General features: G+C 69.9%; 19 protein-coding genes and 2 pseudogenes. 8 read left to right on the top strand and 13 right to left on the bottom strand.

Features of this window, described 5'->3' with window-relative positions; translation table 11 throughout:
- Window positions 1-36 precede the first annotated feature (36 nt).
- Window positions 37-399: a winged helix-turn-helix transcriptional regulator gene (locus tag ACFVYL_RS00885; protein WP_389712134.1), complete on the bottom strand. Its 363-nt coding sequence runs from the start codon at window positions 397-399 to the stop codon at window positions 37-39.
- Window positions 400-490: 91 nt separating this feature from the next.
- On the opposite strand from ACFVYL_RS00885, the gene ACFVYL_RS00880 reads away from it, so the two are divergent.
- Both ACFVYL_RS00880 and ligD read left to right on the top strand, forming a co-directional pair.
- Window positions 491-1,330: an SDR family oxidoreductase gene (locus ACFVYL_RS00880; protein WP_389712133.1), complete on the top strand. Its 840-nt coding sequence runs from the start codon at window positions 491-493 to the stop codon at window positions 1,328-1,330.
- 129 nt (window positions 1,331-1,459) lie between these two features.
- Complete coding sequence (ligD, locus tag ACFVYL_RS00875; protein ID WP_389712132.1) at window positions 1,460-2,491, top strand: non-homologous end-joining DNA ligase; 1,032 nt, start codon at window positions 1,460-1,462, stop codon at window positions 2,489-2,491.
- A 130-nt stretch (window positions 2,492-2,621) separates the two neighbouring features.
- Here ligD and ACFVYL_RS00870 read toward each other — a convergent pair whose 3' ends face one another.
- Both ACFVYL_RS00870 and ACFVYL_RS00865 read right to left on the bottom strand, forming a co-directional pair.
- Window positions 2,622-4,799: an OmpL47-type beta-barrel domain-containing protein gene (locus tag ACFVYL_RS00870; protein ID WP_389712435.1), complete on the bottom strand. Its 2,178-nt coding sequence runs from the start codon at window positions 4,797-4,799 to the stop codon at window positions 2,622-2,624.
- 59 nt (window positions 4,800-4,858) lie between these two features.
- Window positions 4,859-7,384, bottom strand: a complete 2,526-nt coding sequence (locus ACFVYL_RS00865; RefSeq protein WP_389712131.1) for a ThuA domain-containing protein — start codon at window positions 7,382-7,384, stop codon at window positions 4,859-4,861.
- A gap of 214 nt (window positions 7,385-7,598) precedes the next feature.
- Here ACFVYL_RS00865 and ACFVYL_RS00860 point away from each other — a divergent pair, with 214 nt between their 5' ends.
- Window positions 7,599-8,657 (top strand): multicopper oxidase domain-containing protein, encoded by a 1,059-nt coding sequence (locus ACFVYL_RS00860; RefSeq protein ID WP_389712434.1) that lies wholly within the window; start codon window positions 7,599-7,601, stop codon window positions 8,655-8,657.
- Between the two features lie 66 nt (window positions 8,658-8,723).
- On the opposite strand, the gene ACFVYL_RS00855 is transcribed toward ACFVYL_RS00860, so the two are convergent.
- Window positions 8,724-10,310, bottom strand: a complete 1,587-nt coding sequence (locus ACFVYL_RS00855; RefSeq protein WP_389712130.1) for an IS1182 family transposase — start codon at window positions 10,308-10,310, stop codon at window positions 8,724-8,726.
- Between the two features lie 123 nt (window positions 10,311-10,433).
- Here ACFVYL_RS00855 and ACFVYL_RS00850 point away from each other — a divergent pair.
- Window positions 10,434-11,315, top strand: a pseudogene (locus tag ACFVYL_RS00850) (IS5 family transposase).
- 35 nt (window positions 11,316-11,350) lie between these two features.
- On the opposite strand, the gene ACFVYL_RS00845 reads toward ACFVYL_RS00850, so the two are convergent.
- On the bottom strand, window positions 11,351-11,869 hold the full coding sequence (locus tag ACFVYL_RS00845; RefSeq protein ID WP_389712129.1) for a hypothetical protein: 519 nt from the start codon (window positions 11,867-11,869) through the stop codon (window positions 11,351-11,353).
- A complete protein-coding gene (locus ACFVYL_RS00840) occupies window positions 11,847-12,374 on the bottom strand; it encodes a hypothetical protein (RefSeq protein WP_389712128.1) in 528 nt (175 codons plus the stop codon). The genes ACFVYL_RS00845 and ACFVYL_RS00840 overlap by 23 nt, the downstream gene beginning before the upstream one ends.
- 136 nt (window positions 12,375-12,510) lie before the next feature.
- On the opposite strand from ACFVYL_RS00840, the gene ACFVYL_RS00835 reads away from it, so the two are divergent.
- Complete coding sequence (locus tag ACFVYL_RS00835) at window positions 12,511-13,542, top strand: LacI family DNA-binding transcriptional regulator (protein ID WP_389712127.1); 1,032 nt, start codon at window positions 12,511-12,513, stop codon at window positions 13,540-13,542.
- A gap of 66 nt (window positions 13,543-13,608) precedes the next feature.
- Here ACFVYL_RS00835 and ACFVYL_RS00830 read toward each other — a convergent pair whose 3' ends face one another.
- A complete protein-coding gene (locus ACFVYL_RS00830; protein WP_389712126.1) occupies window positions 13,609-14,847 on the bottom strand; it encodes a glycoside hydrolase family 64 protein in 1,239 nt (412 codons plus the stop codon).
- A gap of 250 nt (window positions 14,848-15,097) precedes the next feature.
- On the opposite strand from ACFVYL_RS00830, the gene ACFVYL_RS00825 reads away from it, so the two are divergent.
- Window positions 15,098-15,901, top strand: coding sequence for a VOC family protein (locus ACFVYL_RS00825; RefSeq protein WP_389712125.1), 804 nt, complete (start codon window positions 15,098-15,100; stop codon window positions 15,899-15,901).
- 216 nt (window positions 15,902-16,117) lie between these two features.
- Window positions 16,118-16,366, top strand: a complete 249-nt coding sequence (locus ACFVYL_RS00820) for a WhiB family transcriptional regulator (protein WP_389712124.1) — start codon at window positions 16,118-16,120, stop codon at window positions 16,364-16,366.
- 131 nt (window positions 16,367-16,497) lie between these two features.
- Here ACFVYL_RS00820 and ACFVYL_RS00815 read toward each other — a convergent pair whose 3' ends face one another.
- The 5 genes and pseudogenes from ACFVYL_RS00815 to ACFVYL_RS00795 all read right to left on the bottom strand — a co-directional run bounded on the left by ACFVYL_RS00815 (window position 16,498) and on the right by ACFVYL_RS00795 (window position 25,064).
- A complete protein-coding gene (locus tag ACFVYL_RS00815) occupies window positions 16,498-18,969 on the bottom strand; it encodes a hypothetical protein (RefSeq protein WP_389712123.1) in 2,472 nt (823 codons plus the stop codon).
- 168 nt (window positions 18,970-19,137) lie between these two features.
- Window positions 19,138-20,109: an acyl-ACP desaturase gene (locus ACFVYL_RS00810; RefSeq protein ID WP_389712122.1), complete on the bottom strand. Its 972-nt coding sequence runs from the start codon at window positions 20,107-20,109 to the stop codon at window positions 19,138-19,140.
- 159 nt (window positions 20,110-20,268) lie between these two features.
- Complete coding sequence (gene ddaH / locus ACFVYL_RS00805) at window positions 20,269-21,045, bottom strand: dimethylargininase (protein ID WP_389712121.1); 777 nt, start codon at window positions 21,043-21,045, stop codon at window positions 20,269-20,271.
- 61 nt (window positions 21,046-21,106) lie between these two features.
- Window positions 21,107-23,410, bottom strand: a pseudogene (locus tag ACFVYL_RS00800) (ATP-binding cassette domain-containing protein).
- A 10-nt stretch (window positions 23,411-23,420) separates the two neighbouring features.
- Window positions 23,421-25,064, bottom strand: a complete 1,644-nt coding sequence (locus ACFVYL_RS00795) for an ABC-F family ATP-binding cassette domain-containing protein (protein WP_389712120.1) — start codon at window positions 25,062-25,064, stop codon at window positions 23,421-23,423.
- Window positions 25,065-25,367: 303 nt separating this feature from the next.
- On the opposite strand from ACFVYL_RS00795, the gene ACFVYL_RS00790 reads away from it, so the two are divergent.
- Complete coding sequence (locus ACFVYL_RS00790; RefSeq protein WP_389712119.1) at window positions 25,368-26,054, top strand: GPP34 family phosphoprotein; 687 nt, start codon at window positions 25,368-25,370, stop codon at window positions 26,052-26,054.
- Window positions 26,055-26,108: 54 nt separating this feature from the next.
- On the opposite strand, the gene ACFVYL_RS00785 is transcribed toward ACFVYL_RS00790, so the two are convergent.
- On the bottom strand, window positions 26,109-26,525 hold the full coding sequence (locus ACFVYL_RS00785) for an SsgA family sporulation/cell division regulator (RefSeq protein ID WP_389712118.1): 417 nt from the start codon (window positions 26,523-26,525) through the stop codon (window positions 26,109-26,111).
- Window positions 26,526-26,688 lie beyond the last annotated feature (163 nt).

The following is a 26,688-nucleotide window of genomic DNA, read 5'->3' as shown; positions in this document are numbered from 1 at the left end:
GCCCAAATCTAAGAGGCGCCCGGGCTGCCCGCCTGTTCAGCCGGGTGGCATCCGCCGCGTGATCCGGCCGAGCAGGTCGGCGAGCGGCTCGCCGACGTCCTGGCCGAATTCGGTGAGCCCGTAGGTGACCCGGGGCGGCGTCGTCGGCTCGACCTCGCGCCAGACCAGGCCGTCCTGGACCAGCGCGCGCAGGGTCTGGGCGAGCATCTTCTCGCTGATGCCCCGGATGCGGTCACGGAGTTCGTAGAACCGCAGGTTGTCGCTTCCCAGGGCGATCAGCACCCAGGTGCCCCACTTGCTGGTCACGTGGTCGACCATCTCGCGCGCGGGGCAGTCGGTGTGAAACACCTCATACCGCGCCTGAGTGTCGACCGGTGTGATCTGCGCGCCTTCCGTCATGTGAGGAGCTTACCCATAGGTATGTCCTTACCAAGAGTGAGCCCGGCTCCTAGCGTCACGTCCACACAGCACATCGGACAAGGAGCTACCCATGATCGTCGTAACCGGGGCCACCGGAAACATTGGCCGGCCGTTGACGCGGGCGCTGGCCGAAGCGGGCGAGGAGGTGACGGCGGTGTCGCGGCGTGCCGCGGAGGTGCCGGACGGAGTGCGCCACCTGGCGGCCGACCTGGCCGAACCGGCCGGGCTCGAACCCGCGTTGGCCCGGGCGAAGGCGATGTTCCTGCTGCTCTCCGGCGACCTGCACGCCCTCGGGGCCAGACCGGCCGACATCATCGGCAGGGCCGCGGCCGCCGGAGTCCGCCGCGTCGTCCTGCTCTCCACGCTGGGCGTGACGAGCAGGCCCTTCGGGGCGACGCGGATCGCGATGCGTGAACTGGAGGACGCGCTGCGGGAGTCCGGCCTGGACTGGGTCGTTCTGCGCCCCGGCGGCTTCGCCTCCAACGCCCTGTGGTGGGCCGAGTCCGTCCGGGCGGACCGCCTTGTCGCCGCGCCCTTCGGCGACATCGGGGTGCCGGTCATCGACCCGGCGGACATCGCCGAGGTCGCGGCAGCCTGCCTGCGGGAGGATCAACACGCGGGCGGCATATATGATCTGACGGGGCCTCAGGTGATCACGCCGCGCGAGCAGACGGCGGCCATAGCCGCCGCGCTGGGCTCGCCCGTCCGGTTCCACGAGCTGACCCGCGAGGAGGCCAAGGCCGCCATGGTCCAGAGCATGCCGGGGGAGCTCGCTGACGACACCCTCGACATCCTCGGCGCCCCGAACGCGGCTGAACTGCGCGTCAGCCCGGACGTCCGGCACGTCCTCGGCCGGGACCCTCGTCCGTTCGCCGACTGGGCCGCCCGCAATGTCGCCGCGTTCCGCTGAGAGCGGTCGGCGCTGTCGCGATGACTCACTCTCGTTCTGGAACGCGTGTTCGAGTCTGCTGTACGGTGCGGCTGGTGCCGCCTATCGCCCGGTATGCGATGAATGCCCGACGCGCATAGCGTGGCTCGCATGGGTGCAGCCAACGGCAAGAGCGCGGCCGTGCAGATCGACACGGGGGAGCGGGAAGTACGGCTCTCCAGTCCGGACCGGGTCGTCTTTCCCGAACGGGGGTTCACCAAGCTGGACCTCGCCGAGTACTTCGTGGCCGTCGGCCCGGGCATCCTCCGCGCCCTCCGGAACCGCCCCACCACCCTGCAGCGCTACCCGGACGGGGCGGCCGGTGAGTTCTTCTACCAGAAGCGCGTGCCGAAGAACCATCCCGACTGGATCCCCACCGCCACCATCTCCTTCCCCAGCGGCCGCACCGCCGACGAGATGTGCCCCACCGAGGTGGCCGCGGTCATCTGGGCCGCGCAGTACAACACCCTCACCTTCCACCCCTGGCCGGTGCGGAGCGACGACCTCGACCACCCCGACGAGCTCCGCATCGACCTCGATCCGCAGCCCGGCACCGACTACGCCGACGCGGTGCGGGCCGCCCACGAACTGCGCGCCGTCCTTGACGAGTTCGGCGGCCTCGTGGGCTGGCCCAAGACCTCCGGCGGCCGGGGCATGCACGTCTTCGTGCCCATCGAGCCGCGCTGGACCTTCACCCAGGTGCGGCGGGCCGCGATCGCCTGCGGGCGGGAGCTGGAGCGGCGGATGCCGGACGCGGTGACCACGGCGTGGTGGAAGGAGGAGCGCGGTTCCAAGATCTTCGTGGACTACAACCAGACCGCGAGGGACCGCACGATCGCCTCCGCCTACTCGGTACGGGCCCGCCCGCACGCCCCCGTCTCGGCGCCGCTGCGCTGGGACGAGGTCGACGACGCCGTGCCGGAGGACTTCGACCTCGCCACGATGCCGGGCCGCTTCGCCGAGGCCGGCGACGTCCACGCGGCCATGGACGACCGGGCCCACTCCCTGGAAGCGCTCCTGGAACTGGCCACCAAGGACGAGAAGGACCACGGGCTCGGCGACCTGCCGTACCCGCCGGAGTACCCCAAGATGCCGGGCGAGCCGAAACGCGTCCAGCCGAGCCGCGCCAAGCACGAGGAGTAGCGCGCGAGGGCCCGCGCGGCATGGCAACGGCGCCTCCACCGGTACGGGTGGAGGCGCCGAAGCGTCAGGTGCCGAAGCGCCGAAGCGCCAAGCGCTCACGAAGCGAAGATCCCGGAAGAGGGCCGACCGGCTACAGCTCCTTGATCCGCACGTCCCGGTACGAGATCACGTCAGTGACCCCGTGCACCTGGAGCCCGAGATAGCCGGACGAGTACCGCCGCCCGTCCGTGCCCGGATCGTCGCCCCGCGGCGGCGTGAAGGTCTGGCCGCCAGTGTTGTCGAACTCGTTGATCAGGATGCCGTTGCGGTAGACCGAGTAGTGCTGGTCGACCACCCGGATCTCGTAGTCGTTCCACGTGCCCTTCGGGGTGACGTGCGCGCCGGCGAGCCCCACCCGGTCGAAGCCGTAGATCGACCCCGTCTTGTACATGTCGCCGTCGGGCCTGTCGAGCGCCTGCACCTCGTGCCCGTACTTGATGGCGACCCACTCGGGACGGGACTCCTCCGGGTGGTCGTGGACCTGCGGGAAGCGCACGAACACGCCGCCGTTGGCGTTGCCGTTGCCCGGGGCGTCGTCCCGCCACTGGAGTTTCAGCGAGAAGTCGCCGTACTTGCGCTGGGGGAACCAGAGCATGCCCATGCCCTCGACGGTGGTGCTGCTGGTGATCGAACCGTCGGGGTTCAGGCCGAACTTGCCGCCGCCGACCTGCTCCCACTTGTCCAGGGAGGCCTGGGTGCCGTCGAAGATCGTGCGGTAACCGTCCGTCTGGCCGGGCTTGCCGATGCCGGACTGCTTGGCGGCGCGGTTGATCTTGTTGTACTCCCGCTGGTCGATCTCACCCGCCTTCAGGAGCTTGTCCGTCACGCCCTTGACGTGCTTCAGGAAGAGCGCGTGCGAGGTCCACTCCTTTTCGTCCTCGATCAACTCGCCTATACGGCAACGGTTGTTGGTGACACGATTGGGAATGCCCGTGTCGACCGTGCCCACGAAGACCGTCAAACGCTCGTCGAACTCCGGGCAGTTGGGCGCCGGGACGCCACCTCCCCGCGCGACGGTGAAGGAGACGTCACGTGCCGCCGAGGTGTTGCCGGCCTTGTCACTCGCGCGGTACGCCACGGTGTGGCGCCCCACGCGGTCGACGACTACCGGGGCGGTGTACGCGAGATACGGGCCGCCGTCCAGGGAGTACTCGACCTTGTCGACACCGGAGTCGGCGTCGGTCGCGGAGACCGTCACCTTCGCCTTGCCGACGTACGCGCCGTCCGAGTTCTTGTCGCCCGTGACCTTCGCGGTGGTCTCCGGCGGCGTCCTGTCCTCGACGGGCGGCGTGACCACGGTGAACTCGACGGCCTTCTCGGCTGCCTGGTTGCCCGCCTTGTCCGAGGCGCGGTAGCGGACCTTGTGGGCGCCCGCCTCGTGGACCATGACCGGCGCGGTGTAGGTGGTCCAGGCGCCGTCGCCGATGGCGTACTCGATCTTGTTGACGCCGGAGCCGGTGTCGGAGGCCGTCACCGTGACCGTCGCCATGCCGACGTACTGACCCTGGTCGTTCTTCTCCCCGGCCACCGTGGCGGACGTCTCGGGTGGCGTCCTGTCGTCCGTCGGCGGCGCGACGACCTTGAAGTCCGCGGACTTCTCGGCCGACACGTTGCCCGCCCTGTCGGTGGCCCGGTAGCGGATCTTGTGCGTGCCGGCCTGGTCGACGACGACCGGCGCGGTGTACGGCTGCCAGGCGCCGTCCGCCCCGACCGCGTACTCGATTCTGTCGACGCCGGACCCCTCGTCCGTCGCGGTCACCGCGACGGTGGCCGAACCGACGTACTCACCGGCCGAGTTGGTGGTCCCCTCGACCTTCGCCGAGGCCTGCGGCGCGGTGGTGTCCTGGCCGCCGCCCTCGGTCACCACCAGGATGCCCTGCATCGACCCGTGGCCAGGGATGGTGCAGTGGTAGCGGTAGCGGCCCGGGGTGAGCGTGACCTCGGCGGTGTGCTTGCCGCCCTGGTCGTCGTTGGGGTTGGCCAGGATGTTCAGCGTGACGTCGTTGTTGTACTCCGGGTCGGAGGTGTCGAACGTCAGCGTGTGCGGCATGCCGGTCGTGTTGCCGGTCGCCTCGCTGTTCTCGAAGACGATCGTCGTCGGACCCGCCACCGCCGTGGTGGGCGCCGACTTGTACTTGGAGATGTCGTTGTCCGCGGTCCAGGTGAGGGTCTGCGCCGCGGCGGGCCCGGTGTCATCGGGGCGTGCCGCGGCCGTGGTCGAGGTCAGCCCGAGCACCATCAGGAGCGCCACGAAGAGCACCGCGTACATTCTTCGCCGGCCACCGGCGGTACGTGGCGTACCGCCCGGCCTGTTCCAGGTCGTGCGCATCATCCCGCCTTCCTCGCCAGGTCGTCGGCGGCCGGGGTCGCCGCGCCGCCCTTGTACGTCACGCGCCACAGCGCGGACTTGGAGTCCGAGGTGAAGAAGCCCCTGCCGTAGTCGAGGACGTACAGCGAGCCGTCCGGCGCGAACTTCCAGTCCATGAGGTTCTTGATGCCGTCGTTGCCGATCGGGATGATCTTCTTCAGCGATTCGGCGTGCACGGGCAGACCACCGCTGCCGGCGCTCTTCGGGTCCATGAGGACCGCGTGCCGCGGCTGGTCACCGTCGTAGAAGTCGCCCACGAACCACTTGCCGTCCCAGTACGAGGGCCACTTGTCGGCACTCTCGTTCGCGGCGTCGTACCGGTAGACCGGGCCGTTCATGGTCGCCTGGCCGCCGCCCTTGAGCCACGGCAGGAGCGTCTTCTGCTCCGACGTCTTGTAGCTCGGCACGCCGTTGGCGTCGCGCGGGTAGTCGACGCCGCCGCCCTGCGGCGAGTACCAGATGTTGTTGGGCTCGGCCGGCGGGATGTTCACCAGGCCGTCGTTGTTGGGCGACTCGTTCTTGAGGTTCTTGCAGTCGTACCAGCCGAGCGGCTTCGTCGGGTCGGGCAGGTTGCGGTCGCGGTAGGGCTGGTTGTTGCCCATGCAGTACGGCCAGCCGCGGTTGGAGGCGTGCGTGATCGCGGCGAACGTGTCGTACTTCGCCGGGCCCCACGTCGTCGACGGCGCGCCGGCGTCCGGGCCGACCCACCCCGCGTACAGGGTGTCCGTCTTCTTGTCGACGGAGATGCGCGCGGGGTTCCTGACGCCCATCACGTAGATCTCGCCGCGCGTCTTGCCGCCGCCCTCGTCCTGCTCCTTGCCCGTGAAGAGGTTGCCTTCGGGGAGCGTGTACGTCCCGTCGGGCTCCGGGTGGATGCGCAGGATCTTGCCGTTGAGGTTGTTGGTGTTGCCGGCGGTGCGGCGCGCGTCCGCGAAGGAGACGCCCTTGAAGTTCGGCTGCGGGTTGTTGCCCGAGTAACCGTCGCTGAATCCGGAGGAGTTGTTGTCACCGGTCGCGATGTACAGGTTGTTCTTGGAGTCCCAGGCCATCCCGCCGCCCGCGTGGCAGCAACTGTGGATCTGCACCGGCCACTTGAGCAGGACCTTCTCGCTGCCGATGGCCAGCTTGTTCGTGGCCTGGTCGAAGGTGAAGCGTGAGACGTGACGCTCGGCCATGTGCTTCTCGCGGTCGATCCTGGAGTGGGGCGTGTAGTGCAGGTACACCCACCCGTTCTGCTCGAACTTCGGGTCGAGCTCGATGCCGAGGAGGCCCTCCTCGACCTTGATCAGCTCATCGCCGCCGCCCTTGTTGCCGAAGACGGTCAGGGCGCCCGCGAGGGTCGACTTCCTGGTCTTGGGGTCGTAGACGTGGATCTTGCCCTTGCCCTTGCCGATGTCCGGGTCGTTCCAGTCGGTGATGACCGGCTGCGAGGAGTCGGCGCCGCCGCGGCCGATGTAGAAGACCTTGCCGTCGGGCGCGGTGACCAGGCCGTGCGGCTCGCCGATCTGGTCGTTCTTTCCCGGCTGGTTGGGCTGGGTGAGGCGCTCGGCCTGGTAGTTGGCGTTGATCGTGGCCTTGCAGTCGGCGCGTGCGAGGCGCGTGGTCCACAGCAGGGCGCCGCGCAGATGACTGCGGAAGTCGGCTTCGTCGTACGAGGCCGCGGTGCCGCCCATGCCCGTGTAGAAGGAGCGGCCGCCGTCGTAGTCGCGGCACCAGGACACCGGGTGGTCCGCGCCGTTCTTGCTGTCGCCGGGCCGGTAGGTCGACTCCCGTACGCGGGCGACCGTGTGCACGTCACCGGAGGGGTTCTTGGTCCAGTTCAGCCACTGGTCGGGGCGCTTCCACTGGAGCGGAAGGCTCTGGGTGGCCGGATTCTCGCGGTCGCCGACCTCGACGGTCGCGCGCTGGACGTTCGTCGGGCTCGAGTCCGCGGGGCGGGCGCCGACGAGTCCGGTGAACCAGCTCGAGTACGGCTCGGCGCGGGCCGCGTCGTGGATGCCGAGGAAGCCGCCACCGGCCTCCATGTAGGCCTCAAGGCCCGCCTCTTGCTCGGGGTCGAGGATGTCGCCGCCGCCGGTCAGGAACGTGACGGCGTTGAACTTGCCGAGCTTGGCCGCGTTGGTGAAGACGGCCGGGTCGTCGGTGGCCTCGATCTTGAACCGCTGGGCGGCCGGGCCGGATTGGCCGATCTTCTCGATGGCTTCGATACCGGCGTCGACGACGGGGGATTCGTCGCCGCCCGCCGCCGAGCCGTGGAAGACCAGGACCTTCACGTTGGCCCCGCCGGGCGGCGAGGGCAGAGACATCGTTGTCAACGTCGGTTCCGGGTACGGTCGCGCGGACGCGGCCTGCGTCGAGAGCGCCCCGGTGACCAGGGCGCCGGACAGCAGCGCGGCGGCCCAGGCCCGGCGCGATCGGCTCGCTATCGGTCGTGATCTGCTCAACCCTCGTACTGCCAAGGGCCTTTGATGCGGTGTGCGCCGCATGAGTACACCCACCCCTCGTCGGTCACAGCAACAGCGCCGACGAAGCTAGACCTCTTTTCGCAACTCGCCAATAGGTATCACCGTGATAGCACCAACTTTGTCCTGCGTGTGGATAAACAAAGAGCCGGCCGATACCGTGTGGCCGTCCCCGGGGCACTCGACGCCTCATCAGTCTCCGTACCGCAGTGGGGGGTTCGTCATGACTCGACGCAACTTGGACAGGCGGAGTTTCAACCGGCGGATGCTGGTGGGCGGAGCGGCGGCGGCAGCGGGGGTGACATCGTTGTCGGTCGCGGGCGCGCCCGACGCGAGCACGGCCGAGGCGCCACCGAGGACCGCCCCCGCGGGCGGCGAGGTCAAGCGCATCAAGCTGTACGCGGAGAAGCTCCCGGACGGGCAGATGGGGTACGGCCTGGAAAAGGGCAAGGCGTCCATTCCCGGCCCGCTCATCGAGCTCAACGAGGGCGACACCCTGCACATCGAGTTCGAGAACACCATGGACGTGGACGCCAGCCTGCACGTCCACGGCATGGACTACGAGATCTCCAGCGACGGCACCCGGCACACCAAGAGCCACGTCGAGCCGGGCGGCAAGCGCACGTACACCTGGCGCACGCACGCCCCGGGCCGCCGCAAGGACGGCACCTGGCGTCCCGGCACCGCGGGCTACTGGCACTACCACGACCACGTGGTCGGCACCGATCACGGCACCGGCGGCGTCCGCAAGGGCCTCTACGGGCCGCTGATCGTGCGCCGCAAGGGCGATCTGCTGCCGGACAAGACCTTCACGGTCGTCTTCAACGACATGACGATCAACAACAAGGCGGGCCACGACAGTCCGACCTTCGAGGCCACGGTGGGCGACCGGGTCGAGTTCGTCTCGATCACCCACGGCGAGTATTACCACACGTTCCACGTGCACGGTCATCGCTGGGCGGACAACCGCACGGGCCTGCTGACCGGCCCCGACGACCCGAGTCAGATCCTCGACGACAAGATCACGGGACCCGGCGACTCCTTCGGATTCCAGGTCGTCGCGGGAGAGGGCGTAGGGGCCGGCGCCTGGATGTACCACTGCCATGTGCAGAGCCATTCGGACATGGGCATGGCCGGACTGTTCCTGGTGAAGAAGGCGGACGGCACGATCCCGGACTACGAGCCTCATCACGCGGCGACGTCGAAACGGTCCTCGGAGTCCCCCTCCACGGCCGGGTCCGAGGATTCCTCGAAGTCCCCGTCCAAGGGCGACGCCGGGGAGCACGGGCATCACTAGGAGCCCCGTGAAAATCTTGTTCGGAAGTCGTTTTGTTGTGTAGCCAGGTGGCTCGGTTGGTGCTGGTCAGGGGGTTGCCGGGGCCAGGGTCCAGGTTCCGTTGCGGTGGTCGAGTCCGAGGTTGGTCAGGCGGCGGAGGTTGAGGGCGGCGGCCCGGTGGTGGATCCAGCGTTCGCCGTTGATCCAGCCGCGGCAGGGCAGGCGGCGGTTGCCGCGGGCCACGAGCCAGGCGATGACCCGCTCGACCGCGGGGCGCCAACGCCGGTAGTCGGCCTGCCAGTCAGGGTCGGTCGCTGCCTGGTGGCGGGCGGCTTGCTGCAGGTCGTGGTGGGGGCGCCAGGTGACCACCCGGCCGCCTTTCGCGGTGGTGCAGCGGGCCTTGAACGGGCAGGCGGTGCACTGGTTCGCGGTGAACCAGGCTTTGCGCTGCTGATGGCTGCCGCCCTGGGGCAACAGGACGGTGGTGTGTCCGGCAGGGCAGGTCACGGTGTCGGTGGCCGGGTTGCTGTGGAAGTCGTCGAGGGTGAAGCCGCCCGGGACGGCCGGTTTCAGGGCCGGGGGCTTGACCAGCAGGCGGTGTCCGGCCGCGGTGAGGGTGGCCCGCAGGTCGGCGCTGGAGTAGGCGGCATCGGCCAGCACGTCCAGCACGCCGGTCTCCTCGGCGAGCAACTCGCGGGCGACGGCGGCCTCGTGGTGTTCGCCTCCGGCGGCGGTCCGCAGCGCGATCGCGGTGATTAGGCCGGTTTCCGGCTCGACGGCGAGGTGGGCCTTGTAGCCGTCCTGGTAGTGAGAGGAAGTCTTGTGGGTGTGGCGGGATTGGGGGTCAACGGTGGAGAGCATCCGGTCGGGCGCGGTGCGCCGGGCGATGCGCCAGCGGCCGTCGGTGCCGTCGCTGTCGTCGGCGGGCTCGACGTCCTGTCCGGCGACCAGGGCGAGGATGCCCATCGCGTTGGCGGCTTTCTCGCCCACGTTCTGCTCGGGCAGGTGGCCCAGCAGCCGCAGCGCGTCGGTGACGAGCGCGTCCACGAGTTGGGCGCGGGCCGCCTCGTCGTTCCAGGCGATGCGGGGTTTGCCGGGATCGGTGTAGTCGTGGGCGTGGCAGTGCCGGGCGGTCACCGCGTCGGCGCCGGGGACGTCACGGATGACGCGGCGGATGGCGGCGATCAGCTGGGTGACGGTGTCCTGGGTGGCCACCGCGTCCTCCAGCACCGCCGAGTCCAGGGCCCGCCGCTGTCTGCCCTTGAGCACACCAGTGGCGGCCACCACCTCACGCACCTTCTCGAAGATCCGGTCCGGTTGCGTGGAGCGGGCCAGCCGACGCCTGAAGTACGCCAGCAGCGAGGGATCGAACCCCGGATCGTTCAGGCCCAGTCCGCACGCGGCCTTCCAGCGCAGGTCACACCGCAGGTGCTGGACGGTCTCGAAGTCCGACAGGCCGTGCAGCACCTGCAGCACGATCGCGCCGGCCAGCTCGCCCGGCGGCACCGACGGGCGCCCGTCCGAGGACGGGTACATGTCCGCGAACATCGCCTCCGGGAACAGCACCTCGTGGTGCTCGGCCAGGAACGCGAACACGCTCCCGGCAGGAATCAACTCCCGGCACACGGACCACACATCAGGCCCGACCGGCTTCTCGGGCGGCCGCCCCATCATGCCTACCAGCCTGGCCCCGAACCCCATGATCGAGGGCCAGAACAGCCCAACATCTTCATGGGACTTCTAGGGCCTGTCCGATGGGTCAGGTAACCCACCTGTCGACCGGTCGTTCTGTCTGGTGTGGGGCGGGGTGATCTATCTGATGACGAGTGATCTCGATTCGAACGAAGTCTGCCCAAGAACGTCGGGCGGGGCGGCCGTTGGCAGTGCCACCGGCGCGTGATCAACGGGATTCTGTTCCGGCAGCGCACCGGCCTGCCGTGGCGAGATCTTCCGACCCGCTTCGGGAAGTGGAAAACGGTCCATGGCCGCCATCGCAGGTGGTCCGCGGATGGTACGTGGGAGCGTGTCCTGCGGTCGGTCCAGGCCGACGCCGACGTCGAGGGGCGAGTCGACTGGAGTGTGGTGAGCGTGGATTCGACGGCCTGCCGTGCCCATCAGCATGCGGCCGGGGCTTATCACCGCGTGCCCCGGGTGCTGGGGCGTCGGCGCCGTCCGGCTGAGCATCGTCTTGATGAGGCGCTCGGCCGGTCACGGGGTGGTCTCACGACGAAGATTCATCTGGCGGGTGATGGCAACTGCCGCCCATTGGCGGTGCTGATCACTCCCGGACAGTGGGGTGACGCGCCACAGTTGATCAATGTGATGAATCGCGTCCGAGTCCCTCGCCCAGCCGGCGGTCACCTGCGGACGCGACCGGACCACGTGTGCGGCGACAAGGCGTACAGCTCTCGCCGGAACCGCCGCTACCTGCGGCGACGCCAGATCAAGCACACCATCCCTGAGCCGAAGATTCAGAAGACCAATCGCCAACGGCGCGGTAGCCACGGCGGGCGGCCGACCGGCTTCGACAGCACTGCGTACAAGAGGAGGAACGACGTCGAGCGTTGCTTCAACGCGCTCAACGGCTCCAGAGCCGTGGCGACTCGCTACGACAAGAGGGCCTACGTCTTCCACGGCACGGTCACTCTCGCCGCGCTTCGGTTGTGGCTCCGCTGCTGATCTCAGCCACCGCAGAGGATGCCCCGGTGGTTGCCTCAGTCGTCGGCGGCGACGATGAGAGTGATCTGCCCATCCGAGCGGTCGATGAGCACGAGCTCGTGGAAGTAGTCGTGCACACGTCCCCAGTCATGAATCGCCTCATCACCGAGCTCGCTGAGGTAGTAGATGCCATCGGCTGCGGCCAGGCGGGCGAAAACCTCCCGCTGTAGATCTGCCTCCAGCTCGGTGGGCACGTCCCAGAGCGGATCCACCCACTCACGCAGAGTCTGCGCGGCCTTCTCCTGGCTGATGGGCTCGTAGAAGTCGGGAGTGATCAACCGCAGCCAGTACGGACCGTGCCGGGGCCCGTCCGGCAGCACTCCACCACCTGCATAGTCGTCCCGGAACTGCTCATGCCCAATCAGCGCGGCAAGCAGCCCTCTATCGCTCACGGACTCCGCAGAGAAGCGGAGCTGCTTGATGTCGACCCACCGAAACCCGTGCTTCTTCGGATCCGGGGCGTACCGTCGAAAGTTGATGAAGGCACTTCTCTCATGAGCGAGCCCGTTGTTCATGGCGCCAGCCTAGAAGGCAGACAAGGGGACCGTGCCAACTCACCGAACAGGCCCTAGGGGCGAGGGCGAGGGCGAGTCGGCGTGGCGCTCCATGGTGTCGGACACCGTCCGGGAGTTCGGCTCCTCGCCGGTGTCCGTGCCGACCGGGCACCCGGTCCGATGAGGGAGGCTCGCCGCCGAGCTCGGCGACGAATCCGGTCCGCGCCCGCACGAAGCCCGCGGGGTCGTCCAGGTGCCCTGCGACGATCCGCTCCGTGCGCTCGCGGACCGGCGCTTCGCGGCGCAGGACCGCCGCGGAACCGTCCACCACGGTGTCGTGGAAGTCGTCCGTGCACGGCTCGCACCCCACGGCCAGGGCCGGCTCGCGCAGCGCCCACTCCGGCTCGGCGGCCTCCGCGGCGTCGGACGCCGCCTTGGCGCGGACCGTCCTGTCCGGCTCCCGCAGGGCCGCGGCCAGTTCCTCGTGGAGTTCAGCCTGCTTGCGCTCTCTCCGCTTCTTGAACATGAAGGCATCGCCTGCGCAGCGCGCCGCGCCCCGACGGCATGCCGGACCGATGAGCTCGGCCCTCCCCTGCCTGACGGGTCAGTGGAGGCGATACGGGAGGATGCTTCCTGACACCGTCAGGGAGGAGTGACCGAAGGTGACCGAGGAACCGCGCCCCACCCTGGAGGCCGTGGCCGCCCGCGCCGGGGTCTCCAGGGCCACCGTGTCCCGTGTCGTCAACGGCGGTCCGGGGGTGCGGGAGGTGCTGGCCGAGAAGGTGCGGCACGCGGTCGACGAGCTCGGCTACGTGCCCAATCGCGCCGCCCGCAGCCTGGTCACCCGGCGCCACGACGCGGTCGCGGTGGTGATCGCCGAGCCCGAGACCCGGGTGTTCGCCGACCCGTTCTTCGCGCTGCAACTGCGCGGCATCAGCAAGGAGTTGACATCCCAGGACATTCAGCTGGTGCTGCTGCTCACCGAGGGGCGGGACGATCACGAGCGAGTCGGCCGGTATCTCGCGGGAGGGCATGTAGACGGAGCCCTCGTCTTCTCGCTGCACCTCGACGACCCGCTGCCCGGCATCATCCGGCGCGCGGGCGTGCCCACGGTGTTCGGCGGACGTCCCGGCTGGCCGCAGGAGGGCGGTGCCGAGTCGAGGGCGTCGTACGTGGACTGCGACAACCGGGGCGGTGCCCGCGAGGCGGTGCGCCATCTGGTCGGCCTGGGCCGCGCCCGCGTCGCGCACATCACCGGCGCCCTCGACCAGACCTCCGCGGTCGACCGGCTCGACGGGTTCCGTGACGTCCTCGGTGACGTCGATCCGCGGCTGATCGCCGAGGGCGACTTCACGCCCGCGGGCGGAGAGCGCGCGATGCGGGAACTGCTCGACAGGGAGCCGGAGTTGGATGCCGTCTTCGCCGCCAACGATCTGACCGCGTCCGGCGCCCTCCGGGTGCTGCGGGAGCGGGGCAGGAGGGTGCCGGACGACGTGGCGGTGGTCGGCTTCGACGACATGTATCCGGTGGCCGAGCAGACCGATCCGCCGCTGACGACGGTCCGTCAGGACATCGAGGAGATGGGCCGGTTGATGGCACGGATGCTGCTGCGCGGCCGAGCGGGCGAGGAGCCCGCCGCGGAACGGGCCGGTGTGGTCCTGCCGACGTCCCTGGTGCGCAGGGCCTCGGCCTGAAAGAGCCTGTCTTTGAACCGCCGCCTGCGCAGCGACGGGGGTTCAAAGACAGGCTCTGAAAAAGTTTTAGGACCCCACGCTCACCGTGAAGCGCCGCGGATTGCCGTCGTGTGCGGCGCCCGACACGTCGGGCTGCCCGTCGGGGCGTACGTCGTCGTACGGAAACGCGTACCCGATGGGGGAGTTGGCGTGCACCACCCGTGACCAGTGGTTGGTCACCGCGCCCCGGTAGTAGTCGGCCGTGGTCGTGCCGCCGGGCTGCTCGGGGTGGGTGAGCATGATGCTGCGGTTGAAGCCGGCGGCGAGCCGGGCGAGCAGGCCCTTCTTGTCGTCGGGGTCGCCCGGGTTGTTGGCGAACGGCCCGTGGTTGCAGGTGAAGATGTCCTTCGAGGTGGGCTTGGTGAAGGAGTGGCCGCCGTTGAACGTCAGGACGTCGCCGCTGACGCGCCCGGTGAACACGCCCCGGCCGCCCTGCAGGTCGATCTTGAGGTCCGTGGAGCGGTACTTGTCCCAGACCTGGTCGATGTAGCCGTTCCACACGTCGCGGAACGGCATCTGGTCCGGCCTGTCGAAGTGCGGCGCCATGAGGTTCTGCGGCGAGATCACCCGCAGCACGCCGCCACCCGAACCGCGGATGACCAGCTTGTCCCACGGCTGCCCGTCCCTCGCCGTCTGCGCCGCGAGGTCCGCGGCGATCCTGTCGACGGCGCCGTCGGGCAGCGGGGCGACGGTGTGCGTGGCGTCGCCGGTCAGGGTCAGACCGATGGGCAGCGCGGTGACGAGGTCGACGTAACTGATGTTGGCGTACAGCTGCTGGGGGTTGAAGGTGAACTCGCAGAACGACCACGTGCGGCCGTAGTTGCGGTCCTCGGGGGTCGCGAAGGCGGGCTCGACCAGGGCGGGGCCCGGATTGAGGAAGAAGTCCAGCTTGTCGTCGCGCACGAAGTAGATCCGGGCGCCGTACATCTGAGGCAGGGTCAGCACCTTCGGCGCGGATCCGGCGGCGCCGAGGGGGATGGCGCAGTCGACGGGCAGCGGCGTCTGGGGCGCCGAGGGCGACTCGGGGCGGTAGACGCCGCCGTCCGGCTTGAGCAGCAGCCAGCGGCCGGTGCCCTGTTCGTGGCCGGTGACGTAGGCGCGGACCTGGCCGGGGAGGGATTTGTTCGCGAGGGCCAGTTCGCAGGTGGCGGGCGCGGCCCGGCCGCCGGCCCGGGCGCCGGGGCTGAGGGTGCTGCCCCATACGGGGTAGGTGAGGGCGCCCGCGGCGCCGGCTGCGGAGGTCAGGAACGTTCGACGCGATATCACGGAAGGTCTCCTGCGCGGTTGCGTGGGGGTGGGGGTGGGGGGAGATCGTGGGGGTGCCTTCGGGGGCGCCTTGGGGGGTGGTGCACCACTGTCCCGACGGGCGAATGCGGCGTCAAGAGTTGTGACTGAGAGCGCTCTCAGAAATGTTCTCTCTTCACCAAATGGCGACGTGGGGCGGGGAGAGGCGGATTGTCAGTGCCGGGTGCCAGACTCGGAAGAACGGAAGAGACATGCGACAAAGGAGTCGATCATGCTCAATAACCGTTTCGTGACGGGTGCCCCTGTCTGGGTGGACATGTGTGCACCTGATCTCGGCAGCGTCAGGGACTTCTACCGCTCCCTGTTCGGCTGGGAGCTGCGGCAGGGCGCCGATGACGTGGGCGGCTACAGCCAGTATCAGCTCGCCGACCGCACCGCCGCGGGCGCGATGGCCCTTCCCCTCGAGGAGGCGCCCCCGTCCTGGACGCTCTATTTCCGCACGCCGGAGGTGGACGCCACGGCGAAGGCGGTCGAGCAGGCCGGCGGCCGGACGCTCTTCGAGGCCGTGGACATCCTCGACCTCGGCCGCATGGCGGGCCTCGTCGACGCCGCGGGCGTCCCGTTCTCCGTGTGGCAGCAGGGCGAGCTCAAGGGCCTCGATGTCCTGAACGAACCGGGCGGCCTGGTCTGGACCGAGCTGTACACCCCGGACGTCCCCGCGGCCGTCGCGTTCTATGGCGCGGTGTTCGGCTGGCAGACCACCGAGGCGGCCTTCCCCGGTGGGTCGTACACGATGGTGCACCCCGCGGACGGCACCGCGGACGACATGTTCGGCGGCGTGGTGCCGCTCTCGGCCGACCCGACCGAAGCGGATTCGGGCGCGTATTGGCTGCCGTACTTCCAGGTGACCGACTGCGACGACGCGGTCGACAAGGCCCGGCAAGGTGGCGGTACGGTCCGGATGGACACCGTGGAGATGGCGGGCGTGGGCCGCTTCGCGAAGCTCGCGGACCCGGCGGGAGCGCGGTTCGCGGTGCTGCAGCCGTCGCCCTCCGGTGAGCAGGGAGGTTCGTGACCGGCGGTCATCTGGGCCCGGCACCGTCCACCGGCCACCGTCCCGCGCCGGTGGCGGCGGTTTCGCGGTGCCGGGCGATGGGCAGTCCCCATAGGGCGTACGGGACGGGTCGTACCGGGCGGGGCGCCCCGAGGCGGCGTACGGGCGGGGGAGGCCCGGTGGTGCGTTGATCAATCGTTGATTGCTTGTTTCGCGCGATGGGCCAGCATCGACGGCATGCAGATCGACATGACAGCCGAGCCGGAACTCGCCTGGCAGGAGCAGGCGCTGTGCGCCCAGACCGGAGCAGACTTCTTCTTCCCCGAGCCCGGTAGCTCGGTGCGCGAGGCGAAGGACATCTGCCAGATGTGCGAGATGCGCGCGGCCTGCCTGGAGTACGCACTGAAGAACGACGAGCGATTCGGCGTCTGGGGCGGCCTCTCCGAGAAGGAGCGGTACGCCCTCAGACGCGAACCTCGCGCCTGACTCCTCGGTCCTCACACCCGCCGAACCCGGTCGCGTCATCGAGCGCGACCGGGCTCGGCGGGCAACCGCGCGTACGCAGCCCCCATCGAGGAGCTCGGAGCCGGGCGTGCCGCCGTGCCGGTGCGAACACCTCAGGCGTACGTAACGACGAACCGCCGTGTCCCCGCGGGTACCTGGACGTCGTCACCGGGGACGGGCAGCTCCCGGCCGTCCGCCGACACCGACCGCACCTGCCCGAACCGGCACGGGTAGACGTACCGCACCCCCTCCGGGGCCTGGGTGACCTCCACGGTCACCGCCCGGCGGCCGGCGTCGTGCGTGAGCCGGTACCCGAAAGGCTCACCGAACAGCGTCGGCGCCGACTCGACGGCCACCGTCTCCCCGTCCGGCACCCAGTGGGGACGGACACCCGCTGCGATGTACACATGCGGGTCGTGGTCCTCGTCCGCCTCGAAGAGCAGGATGTCGCGGATCAGGAGCAGGTACTCGGCGGCGGCCCAGCCGTGCGGGATGTCGCCCATGTACCAGTGGCGGGACGGCACTTCGTGGAAGTCCGAGGCGACGGTGAACGCGTGCTGCTCGTTCCAGGCGCCGAGCGCGACCGCCCTTTCCTGCGTGCGCGGGAACGACGCCTGCACGATCCAGCCGAGCAGCGCGTCCATCCGAGCCGGATCACCGGCGAGCAGATACGCGTGCGCCAACTGCGTGGACAGATAAGGCCCGTAGGCGTTCCACGCGGCCTCGTGCCGATAGCCGCCCGACACGAAGTGGGCGTACATGGTGTCGAGCGTGGAGCGGGCCGCCGCGTCGATGTCCGGGCCCAGCTTGCTGCCCATGTGCAGGCGCAGCGGATGGAAGAAGGCCGCGGCGCCGATCATCGTCGAGTCGAGCCGTCCCACGTCGCCGGGCCCGGTGGGAATGTACGTCTCCCACGCCCCGCGCCTGCGCTGCTCCGCAAGGACCCAGCGCACCGAGGCCGCCGTCGCGTCCTTCATGTCGTCGAAGGCGGCCCAGAGTTCGGGCACGTCCGGCGAGCCGATGCGCTCCGCGAGCCGCGCCGCCTCGTACAGTCCGGCCAGCGCCCACAGGTCGTCCCAGTAGTGCGGCTTGTCGCGCTCGCCCAGATGCTCCGCGCTCCAGCCGCTGTGGAGCAGGCCGTACTGGTCGCGGTTGTCGCGCAGCCACCGGGCGCCGTCGACGACGTACGGCGTGTAGAGCTTCGCGCCGAACCCCGCGGACCGGCCCCGCACGCGGTCGAAGCGGCCGATCGCCCAGAGCGCCTGGCCGTTGCTGTCCCACTCGCGGTCGTCGCGCTCGTGCGGACCGCCGTAGAAGCCGTACTCGGCGCACGGACCGATCCGGCCCGTGCCGCGGTTGAACTTCAGCGGGTAGTGCGTGCCCAACTGGCGCTCGGCGAGCGCGTCGTCGCCCACCAGCGAGCAGGCCGTGGCCTCGACGGATGAGTCGCGGATCCAGAACGAGTCGTAGACCGTCGGTCCCGGGTGGATCTCTCCGTGGTCGGAGAGGATGAGCAGCTGCGCCCGGGACTCCCGGAAGAGGTCGGTCAAGTGCGCCACGGGGCGCGGCAGTTCGGGCTGGATGCCCTGGCCGAGCAGCTTCGACGTCCAGAACGTCCGGTTCGCCGACTCCAGTTCGGCGGCCGGTGTCGCCCTGATCTCGGCCAGGTCGTCGGCCCCGCTGTACAGGTCGACGGGCAGCCGCACATCGAGCTCGAACACCTCGTCGTCGATGACCCGGAACGACCAGGCGAACGCCGCGCTGCACAGTCCGGCGATCTGGTCCTGCGCCTGCCCCGCGCCGTTCAGCTTGCCGCCCATCACCAGGTCGTGGAACGGGCTGTGCGCCAGATAGGTGCCGGGGTCGTAGCTGAAGTCCGGGTTGCCGTAGACGCCGTACTGCTCGGGGGCCGTGTCGAACACCGGGCCCCAGCCGCTGTTGGTCTCCACCCGGTTCTCCGCCGGGAGGTGCCTCAGGAACGTCAGCCGCCGGTCGGTGATCTGCCGGCCGTTGCGGTCGTGCCGCTGGAAGCCGCTCGGTCCCGTCGGCACGACCGCCGCGCAGAGCCAGCCCTCGCGCGGCTGCCCGGTCGCACTGCCCACCGTCAGGCGGGTCACGACGAGGTCGCGCTGTCGCGCGCCCACGGCCGTGGCGAAAGTGCGCTGCACGAGCTCGACGCCGTCCGGCGTGCGGAAGTCCGTAAGGACCACCGGCAGATACGGGGCCTCCATGCGCTGTCCCACCGTGCCGGCCTCGGCCAGCTGCGGCAGGTGCAGGGCGCCCGTCGCCGGGTCGTACAGGAAGAAGAGCAGGCAGTACTTGTCGTAGACCGGCTCGATCTCACCGGCCTGGCCGATCAGGGACTCCTGGCGGTGGTCCTTCACGCCCACCATGTGCCAGTAGCGGTAGAGGGCGTTGGAGGCCAGGGCGGCCTCCTTCGATTCGTACGTGCCGGAGTCGAAGTCGTCGCTCCAGCGCCGGAAGGCCTGCTGCGCCCACCAGGGCACGGGGTAGGGCACCTGCGCCCTGCCCGTCCAACTGCGCCACATGACCTCGTAGAACATCCATTCATGGGTCTGCGCCATGGGTTCACCCCCTCGCCCACAGTTGCACCGCGCAGGGCGGTCGTAAATCGCTGTGACTCCGGCCGGGACCACGGGCACGGAACGCGCGGGGCGGGAACGTATGGATGAGGACGGCGGGATCAGCGAGGGCGAACGGCCCCGGGGCGCTGACCCCGGGGCCGTACGATGTCAGGCGTCGCGCGCCGCCATCCGCGCCTTGCGGGCGGCGAGACGCTCGTCGAACTTCGAGGCCTCCGCGTCGAGGCCGTCCATGAAGAAGCCGAGCTCCTCCTGGGCCTTCAGGCCCTCGGGGCCGAGGCCGTCGATCTCCAGGACCTTCAGGAAGCGCAGCACGGGCTGGAGCACGTCGTCGTGGTGGATGCGCATGTTGTAGACCTCGCCGATGGCCATCTGTGCGGCGGCCCGCTCGAAGCCGGGCATGCCGTGGCCGGGCATCCGGAAGTTGACCACCACGTCGCGCACGGCCTGCATCGTCAGGTCGGGGGCGAGCTCGAAGGCGGCCTTCAGGAGGTTCCGGTAGAAGACCATGTGGAGGTTCTCGTCGGTGGCGATGCGCGCCAGCATGCGGTCGCAGACCGGGTCGCCGGACTGGTGTCCGGTGTTGCGGTGCGAGATGCGGGTCGCCAGCTCCTGGAAGGCGACGTAGGCGACCGAGTGCAGCATCGAGTGGCGGTTGTCCGACTCGAAGCCCTCGCTCATGTGCGCCATCCGGAACTGCTCGAGCTGGTCCGGGTCGACGGCGCGCGAGGCGAGGAGGTAGTCGCGCATCACGATGCCGTGCCGGCCCTCCTCCGCCGTCCAGCGGTGCACCCAGGTGCCCCAGGCGCCGTCGCGGCCGAAGAGGGAGGCGATCTCGTGGTGGTAGCTGGGGAGGTTGTCCTCGGTGAGCAGGTTGACCACCAGGGCGATACGCCCGATGTCGGTGACCGGGGACTGGCCCTTCTCCCACGCCTCGCCGTCCTCGAAGATGCCGGGGAAGTTGCGTGCGTCGGAGAACGGGACGTACTCGTGGGGCATCCAGTCCTTGGCCACCTTCAGGTGGCGATTGAGTTCCTGCTCGACCACTTCCTCCAGCGCGTACAGCAGCCGGGCGTCGGTCCAGCTGTCCGCGCTGCCGGGGTGGGGAGAGGTGATCGTCACGGGGGCTCCAGAAGGGGGACGGGAGTACTGACGGCGGTGCGAGCGGTGCACCACCTACCTACGGTCTCGTAGGTTACGTTGCCGTAGGTTAAACCCGCGTAAAGGGCCGGTGAGGCCCGGCCCCGCCCGTCACCAGGGCCACAACAGCCTCAAAGCTGGTCAGGCGTACAGTTCACGCAGCCGCACTGAGAGGCACGTCACACACCCTTCGAGCTTCTCGAACTCACTGATGTCCACCGGAACCGGGTCGAATCCGAGCCCCGCGAAGAGCTCCGCGCTCTTCGGCGCGCTCGCCGCCATCAGCAGTTTCGGGCCACCGAGCAGCACCACGTGCGCGCCCGCCTCCTCCGGTACGGGCAGGAAGCGCGGGAAGAGAGAGGCGCTGTCGACCAGCGGCTCGTAGCCGATCACCGTCCCGTCCGGCAGCGCCGTCACCGCGGACTTCAGATGCAGGACACTGGCCACCGGGACCGGCACGATCCGCGCCCCCAGCGGTTCGAAGACGGCCCGCAGCTGCCGCACCCCGTCCGCGTTCGTCCTGCCGCCCCGCCCCACGTAGATCGTGTCGCCGACCTTGAGGACGTCGCCGCCGTCGAGCGTGCCCGGCTCCCACACCCAGTTCACCGAGCAGCCGAGCCGGGCCACCGCCTCCTCGACCCCCGGCGTCTCGTCCCGCCGTGCGTCCGCGCCCGGCCGGGCGATCAGCGCCACATTGCGGAAGACGACCACCGCGTCTTCCACGAAGACCGCGTCCGGGCAGACGTCGGCCGGTTCCACCTCGAAGATCTCCCAGCCGTGCCGGTCGAGCGCCGCCGCGTACGTCTCCCACTGCTCCGCCGCGAGCCGGGTGTCGACCGGGGTGCGTGCCAGGTGCGTGACCAGGCCTTCGGCGAGGCGTGGGCCGGGGCGGCGGATCAGGGCCTTCTTGCTGGGCACGGCTGGCTCTCCTCACGGGGCGGGGCGCCGCCGCCCTCGCCGGGCGGGGCCGTGCCGCACATCATGCAGCGCGCTCCCGCTCCAGGCCCAGAGTGCTTCGCAGATGATCCGCCGTGAACGACCCCTCGGCGCCGAGCAGCTCCGCGGGCGTTCCCTCGAACACGATCCGCCCGCCGTGCTTGCCGCCGTCGGGTCCCAGGTCGATCACCCAGTCCGCGTGTTTGACGACGTCGAGGTTGTGCTCGACGACGAGCACCGTGTTGCCCGCCTCGACGAGCCGGTCGAGCAGCGCGAGCAGTCCGTTGACGTCCGCCATGTGCAGGCCGGTGGTCGGCTCGTCCAGGACGTACGTCGTGCCCGTGCGGTGCAGCTGGGTGGCCAGCTTGATGCGCTGGCGCTCGCCGCCGGAGAGCGTGCTCAGCGGCTGCCCGAGCGTGAGGTAGGTGAGGCCCACGTCCCGCAGGGCGCGCAGGCGGCGGCGCACCGCCGTGTCGTCGAAGCGTTCGAAGAAGTCCAGTGCCTGCCCGGCCGTCATGTCGAGCACGTCCACGACGGACCGGCCGGCCACGGTGAGCCGCAGCACCTCTTCCTTGAACCTGCGCCCTTCGCACCCCTCGCACGTCGTGGTCACCGGGTCCATGAACGCCAGGTCGCTGTAGATGATCCCGCGCCCCTGGCAACGCTCGCACGCGCCATGGGAGTTGAAGCTGAACAGGCTCGCCTTCGCGCCCGTCTCCCGCGCGAAGAGCTTGCGCACCGTGTCCATGATCCCGAGATACGTCGCCGGGGTGGAGCGGCCCGAGATGCCGATGGACGACTGGTCCACGACCACGGCGTCCGGGTGCGCCGCGGTGAACGCCTTCGACACCAGCGTGCTCTTGCCGGACCCGGCGACGCCGGTGACCGCCGTGAGCACCCCGGTCGGCACCCGCACGCTCACGTCCTTGAGGTTGTGCAGAGCGGCCTTCTCGATCCAGAGGCCGCCGCTCGCCTCCCGGGGGTGCTCCTTGACGCCGGTGGCGCGCCGCAGATGGCGCCCGGTGAGGGTCTCGGCCTGCCGCAGTTCGTCCGGCGTGCCCTCGAAGACGACCAGGCCGCCGTCGGTGCCCGCCCCGGGGCCCATGTCGACGACGTGGTCGGCGACCGCGATGACGTCCGGATCGTGCTCCACGACGAGAACGGTGTTGCCCTTGTCGCGCAGCCGCAGCAGGAGGTCGTTCAGGCGCCCCACGTCGCGCGGGTGCAGGCCGACGCTCGGCTCGTCGAAGATGTACGTCATGCCGGTGAGGCTGGAGCCGAGGTGGCGCACCATCTTCAGGCGCTGCCCCTCGCCGCCGGAGAGCGTGGACGTCTCGCGGTCCAGGCTGAGATAGCCGAGGCCGATCGCCTCGATCCGCTCGAGGGCCGCGACGGCGGCCCGGGCGATCGGCCCCGCCACCGCGCCGTCGACGCGCCCCAACTCCCGTATCAGGTCCGTCACTTCCATCCGGGCGCAGTCCGCGATGCCCAGGCCGTTGACGCGGGTGGCGAGCGCCGCCGGGTTGAGCCTGGCCCCGTGACAGGCCGGGCAGGCGCCTTCGTGCAGGAACCCCCGCACCAGGTCGCGGGTCTTCTGGGAGAGGGTGGAGAGATCGCGGTTGAGGTAGAGCCGCTCGAACCGGTCGGCGAGCCCTTCGTAGTCGATGTCCCGCGCGCCGCCGGTGTTGTTGACGTTGACCTTCGCTTTCCGGCGGCCGCCGCGCAGCAGGAACTGCCGTTCGGCGTCGGTGAATTCACCGACCGGTTTGTGCGCGTCCAGGTCGGGCGTGTTTGTGTAGGTCTGGCCCTGCCAGGTCCCCGCGGTGAACGGCGGGAAGAGGATCGCGCCGTCCGCCAAGGACCTGGCGGGGTCGATGATGCGGTCGTAGTCGGGGCGCACGGTGCGCCCGAGGCCGTCGCACCCGGGGCACATGCCCGAGGGGTCGTTGAACGAGTACGCCGCCGCCGGACCCGCGCTCGGCGTGCCGTGCCGGGAGAACAGCACCCGGATCACGGAGTAGATGTCCGTCATCGTGCCCACGGTGGAGCGGGAGTGGCCGCCGATCGGCTTCTGGTCGACGACGATCGCGGGCGAGAGCTACTCGATGGCGTCCGCCTGCGGCCGCTCGTACTTCGGCAGCCGGTTGCGGACGTACCAGGTGAACGTCTCGCCCAGCTGGCGCTGCGACTCGACCGCGATCGTGTCGAAGACGACCGACGACTTCCCGGACCCGGACACCCCCGTGAAGACCGTGAGCCTGCCCTTCGGAATGCGCAGGCTCACCTCCCTGAGGTTGTTCTCCCGGGCTCCGTCGATGGTGATGTACTGGTGCGATTCCTGGTGCATGCACCCGACGCTAGGCAAAATACCCGACAGCTTCTGTCTTCTTTTCCTGGGTGATCTCCTTCAGTTCCCCGTCCAGGAGCAGCCACCGCGTGATGCCGATGGACTCCAGGAACGGCAGGTCGTGACTGGCCACGATCAGCGCGCCCCGGTACGACTCCAGGGCCGTCGAGAGCTGCTTCACGCTCGCCATGTCGAGGTTGTTCGTCGGCTCGTCGAGCATGAGGAGCTGCGGCGCGGGCTCGGCGAGCAGCAGCGCCGCGAGCGTCGCACGGAACCGCTCGCCGCCCGACAGGGTCGCCGCCCGCTGATCCGCCTTGGCCCCCTTGAACAGGAAGCGGGCGAGGCGCGCCCTGACGCGGTTGTTCGTCGCGTCGGGGGCGTACGCCGCCACGTTCTCGGCGACGGTCAGCTCACCGTCGAGCACGTCGAGGCGCTGCGGCAGGAAGCGCGTCGGGACGTGCGCCAGCGCTTCCCCCGAGACCGGTGCCAGCTCCCCGGCGACGGTGCGAAGCAGCGTGCTCTTGCCCGCGCCGTTGCGCCCGATCAGCGCGATCCGCTCCGGGCCGCGCAGCTCGAACTCGCCCTTCACCCGCGCTCCGTAGCGCAGTTCGAGACCGCTCAGGGTGAGCACGGTGCGACCCGGGTGGACGAGGGTGTGCGGCAGGTCGACGCGGATCTCGTCGTCGTCCCGCACCGCCTCCACCGCGTCGTCGAGGCGCTCCTTGGCCTCGGCGAGCTTCTCCTCGTGCATGATGCGGTGCTTGCCCGCGGACTCCTGTGCGGCCCGCTTGCGCGCCCCGATGAGGATCTTCGGCTGGCTTCTGCTGTCCTGGATCTTCTGGCCGTACCGCTTGCGGCGGGCCAGCTTCACCTGGGCGTCGGCCAGGTCGCGCTTCTGCTTCTTCAGGTCGGACTCGGCGACGCGCACCATGCGCTCCGCCGCCTCCTGCTCGGTGGCGAGCGCCTCCTCGTACGCGGAGAAGTTCCCGCCGTACCAGGTCACCTCGCCGTCCCGCAGGTCGGCGATCTGGTCGACGAGATCCAGCAGTTGCCGGTCGTGGCTGACCACGACAAGGACTCCGGACCACGCCTCGACGGCCGCGTACAGGCGCCGGCGTGCATACAGGTCGAGGTTGTTGGTCGGCTCGTCGAGCAGCAGTACGTCGGGGCGGCGCAGCAGCAGCGCGGCCAGGCGCAGCAGCACCGACTCGCCGCCCGACACCTCGCCCGTGGTGCGGTCCAGGCCGATGTGGCCGAGGCCGAGCTGGTCGAGGGTGGCGAGGGCGCGCTCCTCGACATCCCAGTCGTCACCGACCGCGGCGAAGTGCTCCTCGCGCACGTCGCCCGCCTCGATGGCGTGCAGCGCGGCGCGGGTCGTGGCGATGCCGAGCACGTCGTCCACGCGCAGGCCGGTGTCGAGGGTGACGTTCTGCGGCAGGTAGCCGATCTCGCCCGCGACGCGCACGGTGCCCTCGGTGGGGGTCAGCTCACCGGCGATCAGCTTCAACAGGGTTGATTTCCCTGACCCGTTGGTGCCGATGAGGCCGGTCCTGCCGGGTCCGAAGGACACCTGGAGCCCGTCGAGGACGGCGGTGCCGTCGGCCCAGGCGAAGGAGAGCGACGTACAGGCGACGGAGGTGGGGAAAGTAGACATACAGGCCTCGCGGTTGCGTGGTGTGGAGCGCGGTCAGGGGCAACGCGTTCGAGACACCGCGGCAGGGGTGTGAGGCCGGAGAAACGAGAAATGGCCTGTGCCGGGGGACGGGACGGCTCGTATGCCGAGGTCGCACGCGACGTGCACGACAGCGAAAGCTGTGTGACGCGGTGTCTCATGACCTCAGACGAGCAACGTCCTTCTCCTATCGACGGCAACAGAACCGTTGTAGACCGTAGGAGCCTTCGCGGACCGTGTCAACGTTTTATCGTGAGGGCTCGCGACATCCGAAGAGGAGGCGCCGTGCACTTCGGAACGCTGTCCCTGCCCGCCAGGCTCTACCTGCTGTCGTGGCACCCGGAGAAGCGCAGGTTCGCCGGGGGGCCCGATCTCCACCTCGTGGTCCGCGCCGGCGCCCTCGCGGAGCTCGCCCAGCGAGGCATGCTCCTGGACGCGGACGGCATCGTCACCCCGGTCGTCGACGCCCGCACCGGCGACCCGGCCCTCGACGCCCTCCTCGAACTCGTCGAACAGTCCCGTCCACGCACGTGGCGGGGGTGGACGGCACACCGCTCCCGCGCCACCCTGCACGCGGTCCGCGACCAGCTGGCCGTCCACGGCTATCTGCGCGAGGGACGCAGGCGCGTCCTCGGTCTCTTCCCCGCCCGCCACTGGGAACTGGAACGCGTCGGATACGCCGAGGCGCTGCACGCGGAGACGCTCGCCGTCCTGAGCGGCCCGCGGGAGGCCACGGAGATCGCCGAGAGCGACGCGGCGCTCGCCGTCTGCGCCGCCACCGGCAAACTGCGCCCCGTCGCCACCGGCAGGGACCGTCGGCGCTACAAGGACCGCATCGAGGCCCTGACCGACCGCAGTGGCGGCGACTCACCGGAGCTGCGGTCACTGATGCACCACCTCCGCAAGGCGCTCGCCTCAGCCGTCGCGTCGGCCGAGGCGGCACGCTCGTCGGGCGGTGGAGGGAGCGGCTGATGGGGCGGCTGAGGGGCGGCTGATGGAGCGGACCGCGTCAGCAGGCGTCCCGCGTCAGCAGGCGTCCCGCATCAGCTCGGCCAGGTCCTGGTCCAGATCGACGTGACGGTGCTCCTGGCCGACCGGGACCAGCACCGTCGTGCGGTGCAGGAAGCGGTGGAGATCGCCGGTGCGGACGTGGACGATCGCGGTGCCCTCGGGGGCATGGAACTCCACGACCGTGCGGTCGAAACCGTACGGCCGCACGCGCACGTCGCCGTCCCCCACCGCCCGCTCCACGCCGTGGATGAGCAGCTCGCGGGCGAAGGTCCAGTAGACCTCGATGCCTTCCAGGGTCGCGGGCGCGGGAAAGCTCATGCGCACGGCGAAGGGGTCCTGCGGGTCGTAGTGGAGGGTCGCGGGAATGGTCGGCATCCGCGGCGCGGCGGCGACGAGGCGGGCCTCTACGGCTTGCTCGATGACGGTGGACAACGCCTGCTCCCTCACTGACTGCTGGACGACTGGGGTCGGCACTTGACTAGACGACGGAAAGACGGGATCCGTGCACACGGCGGGTGGGTCGGACCGAGTGACCTCTGTCACCGCGACACCGTGGCGGCGCCCGCGGTTCCCGGCGCCCGTCGCACGGGGGACC

Origin of the sequence: Streptomyces sp. NPDC058308 (assembly GCF_042880275.1) — a bacterium.
Classification (GTDB): domain Bacteria; phylum Actinomycetota; class Actinomycetes; order Streptomycetales; family Streptomycetaceae; genus Streptomyces.
This window is presented reverse-complemented; position numbering and strand designations above follow the sequence as displayed.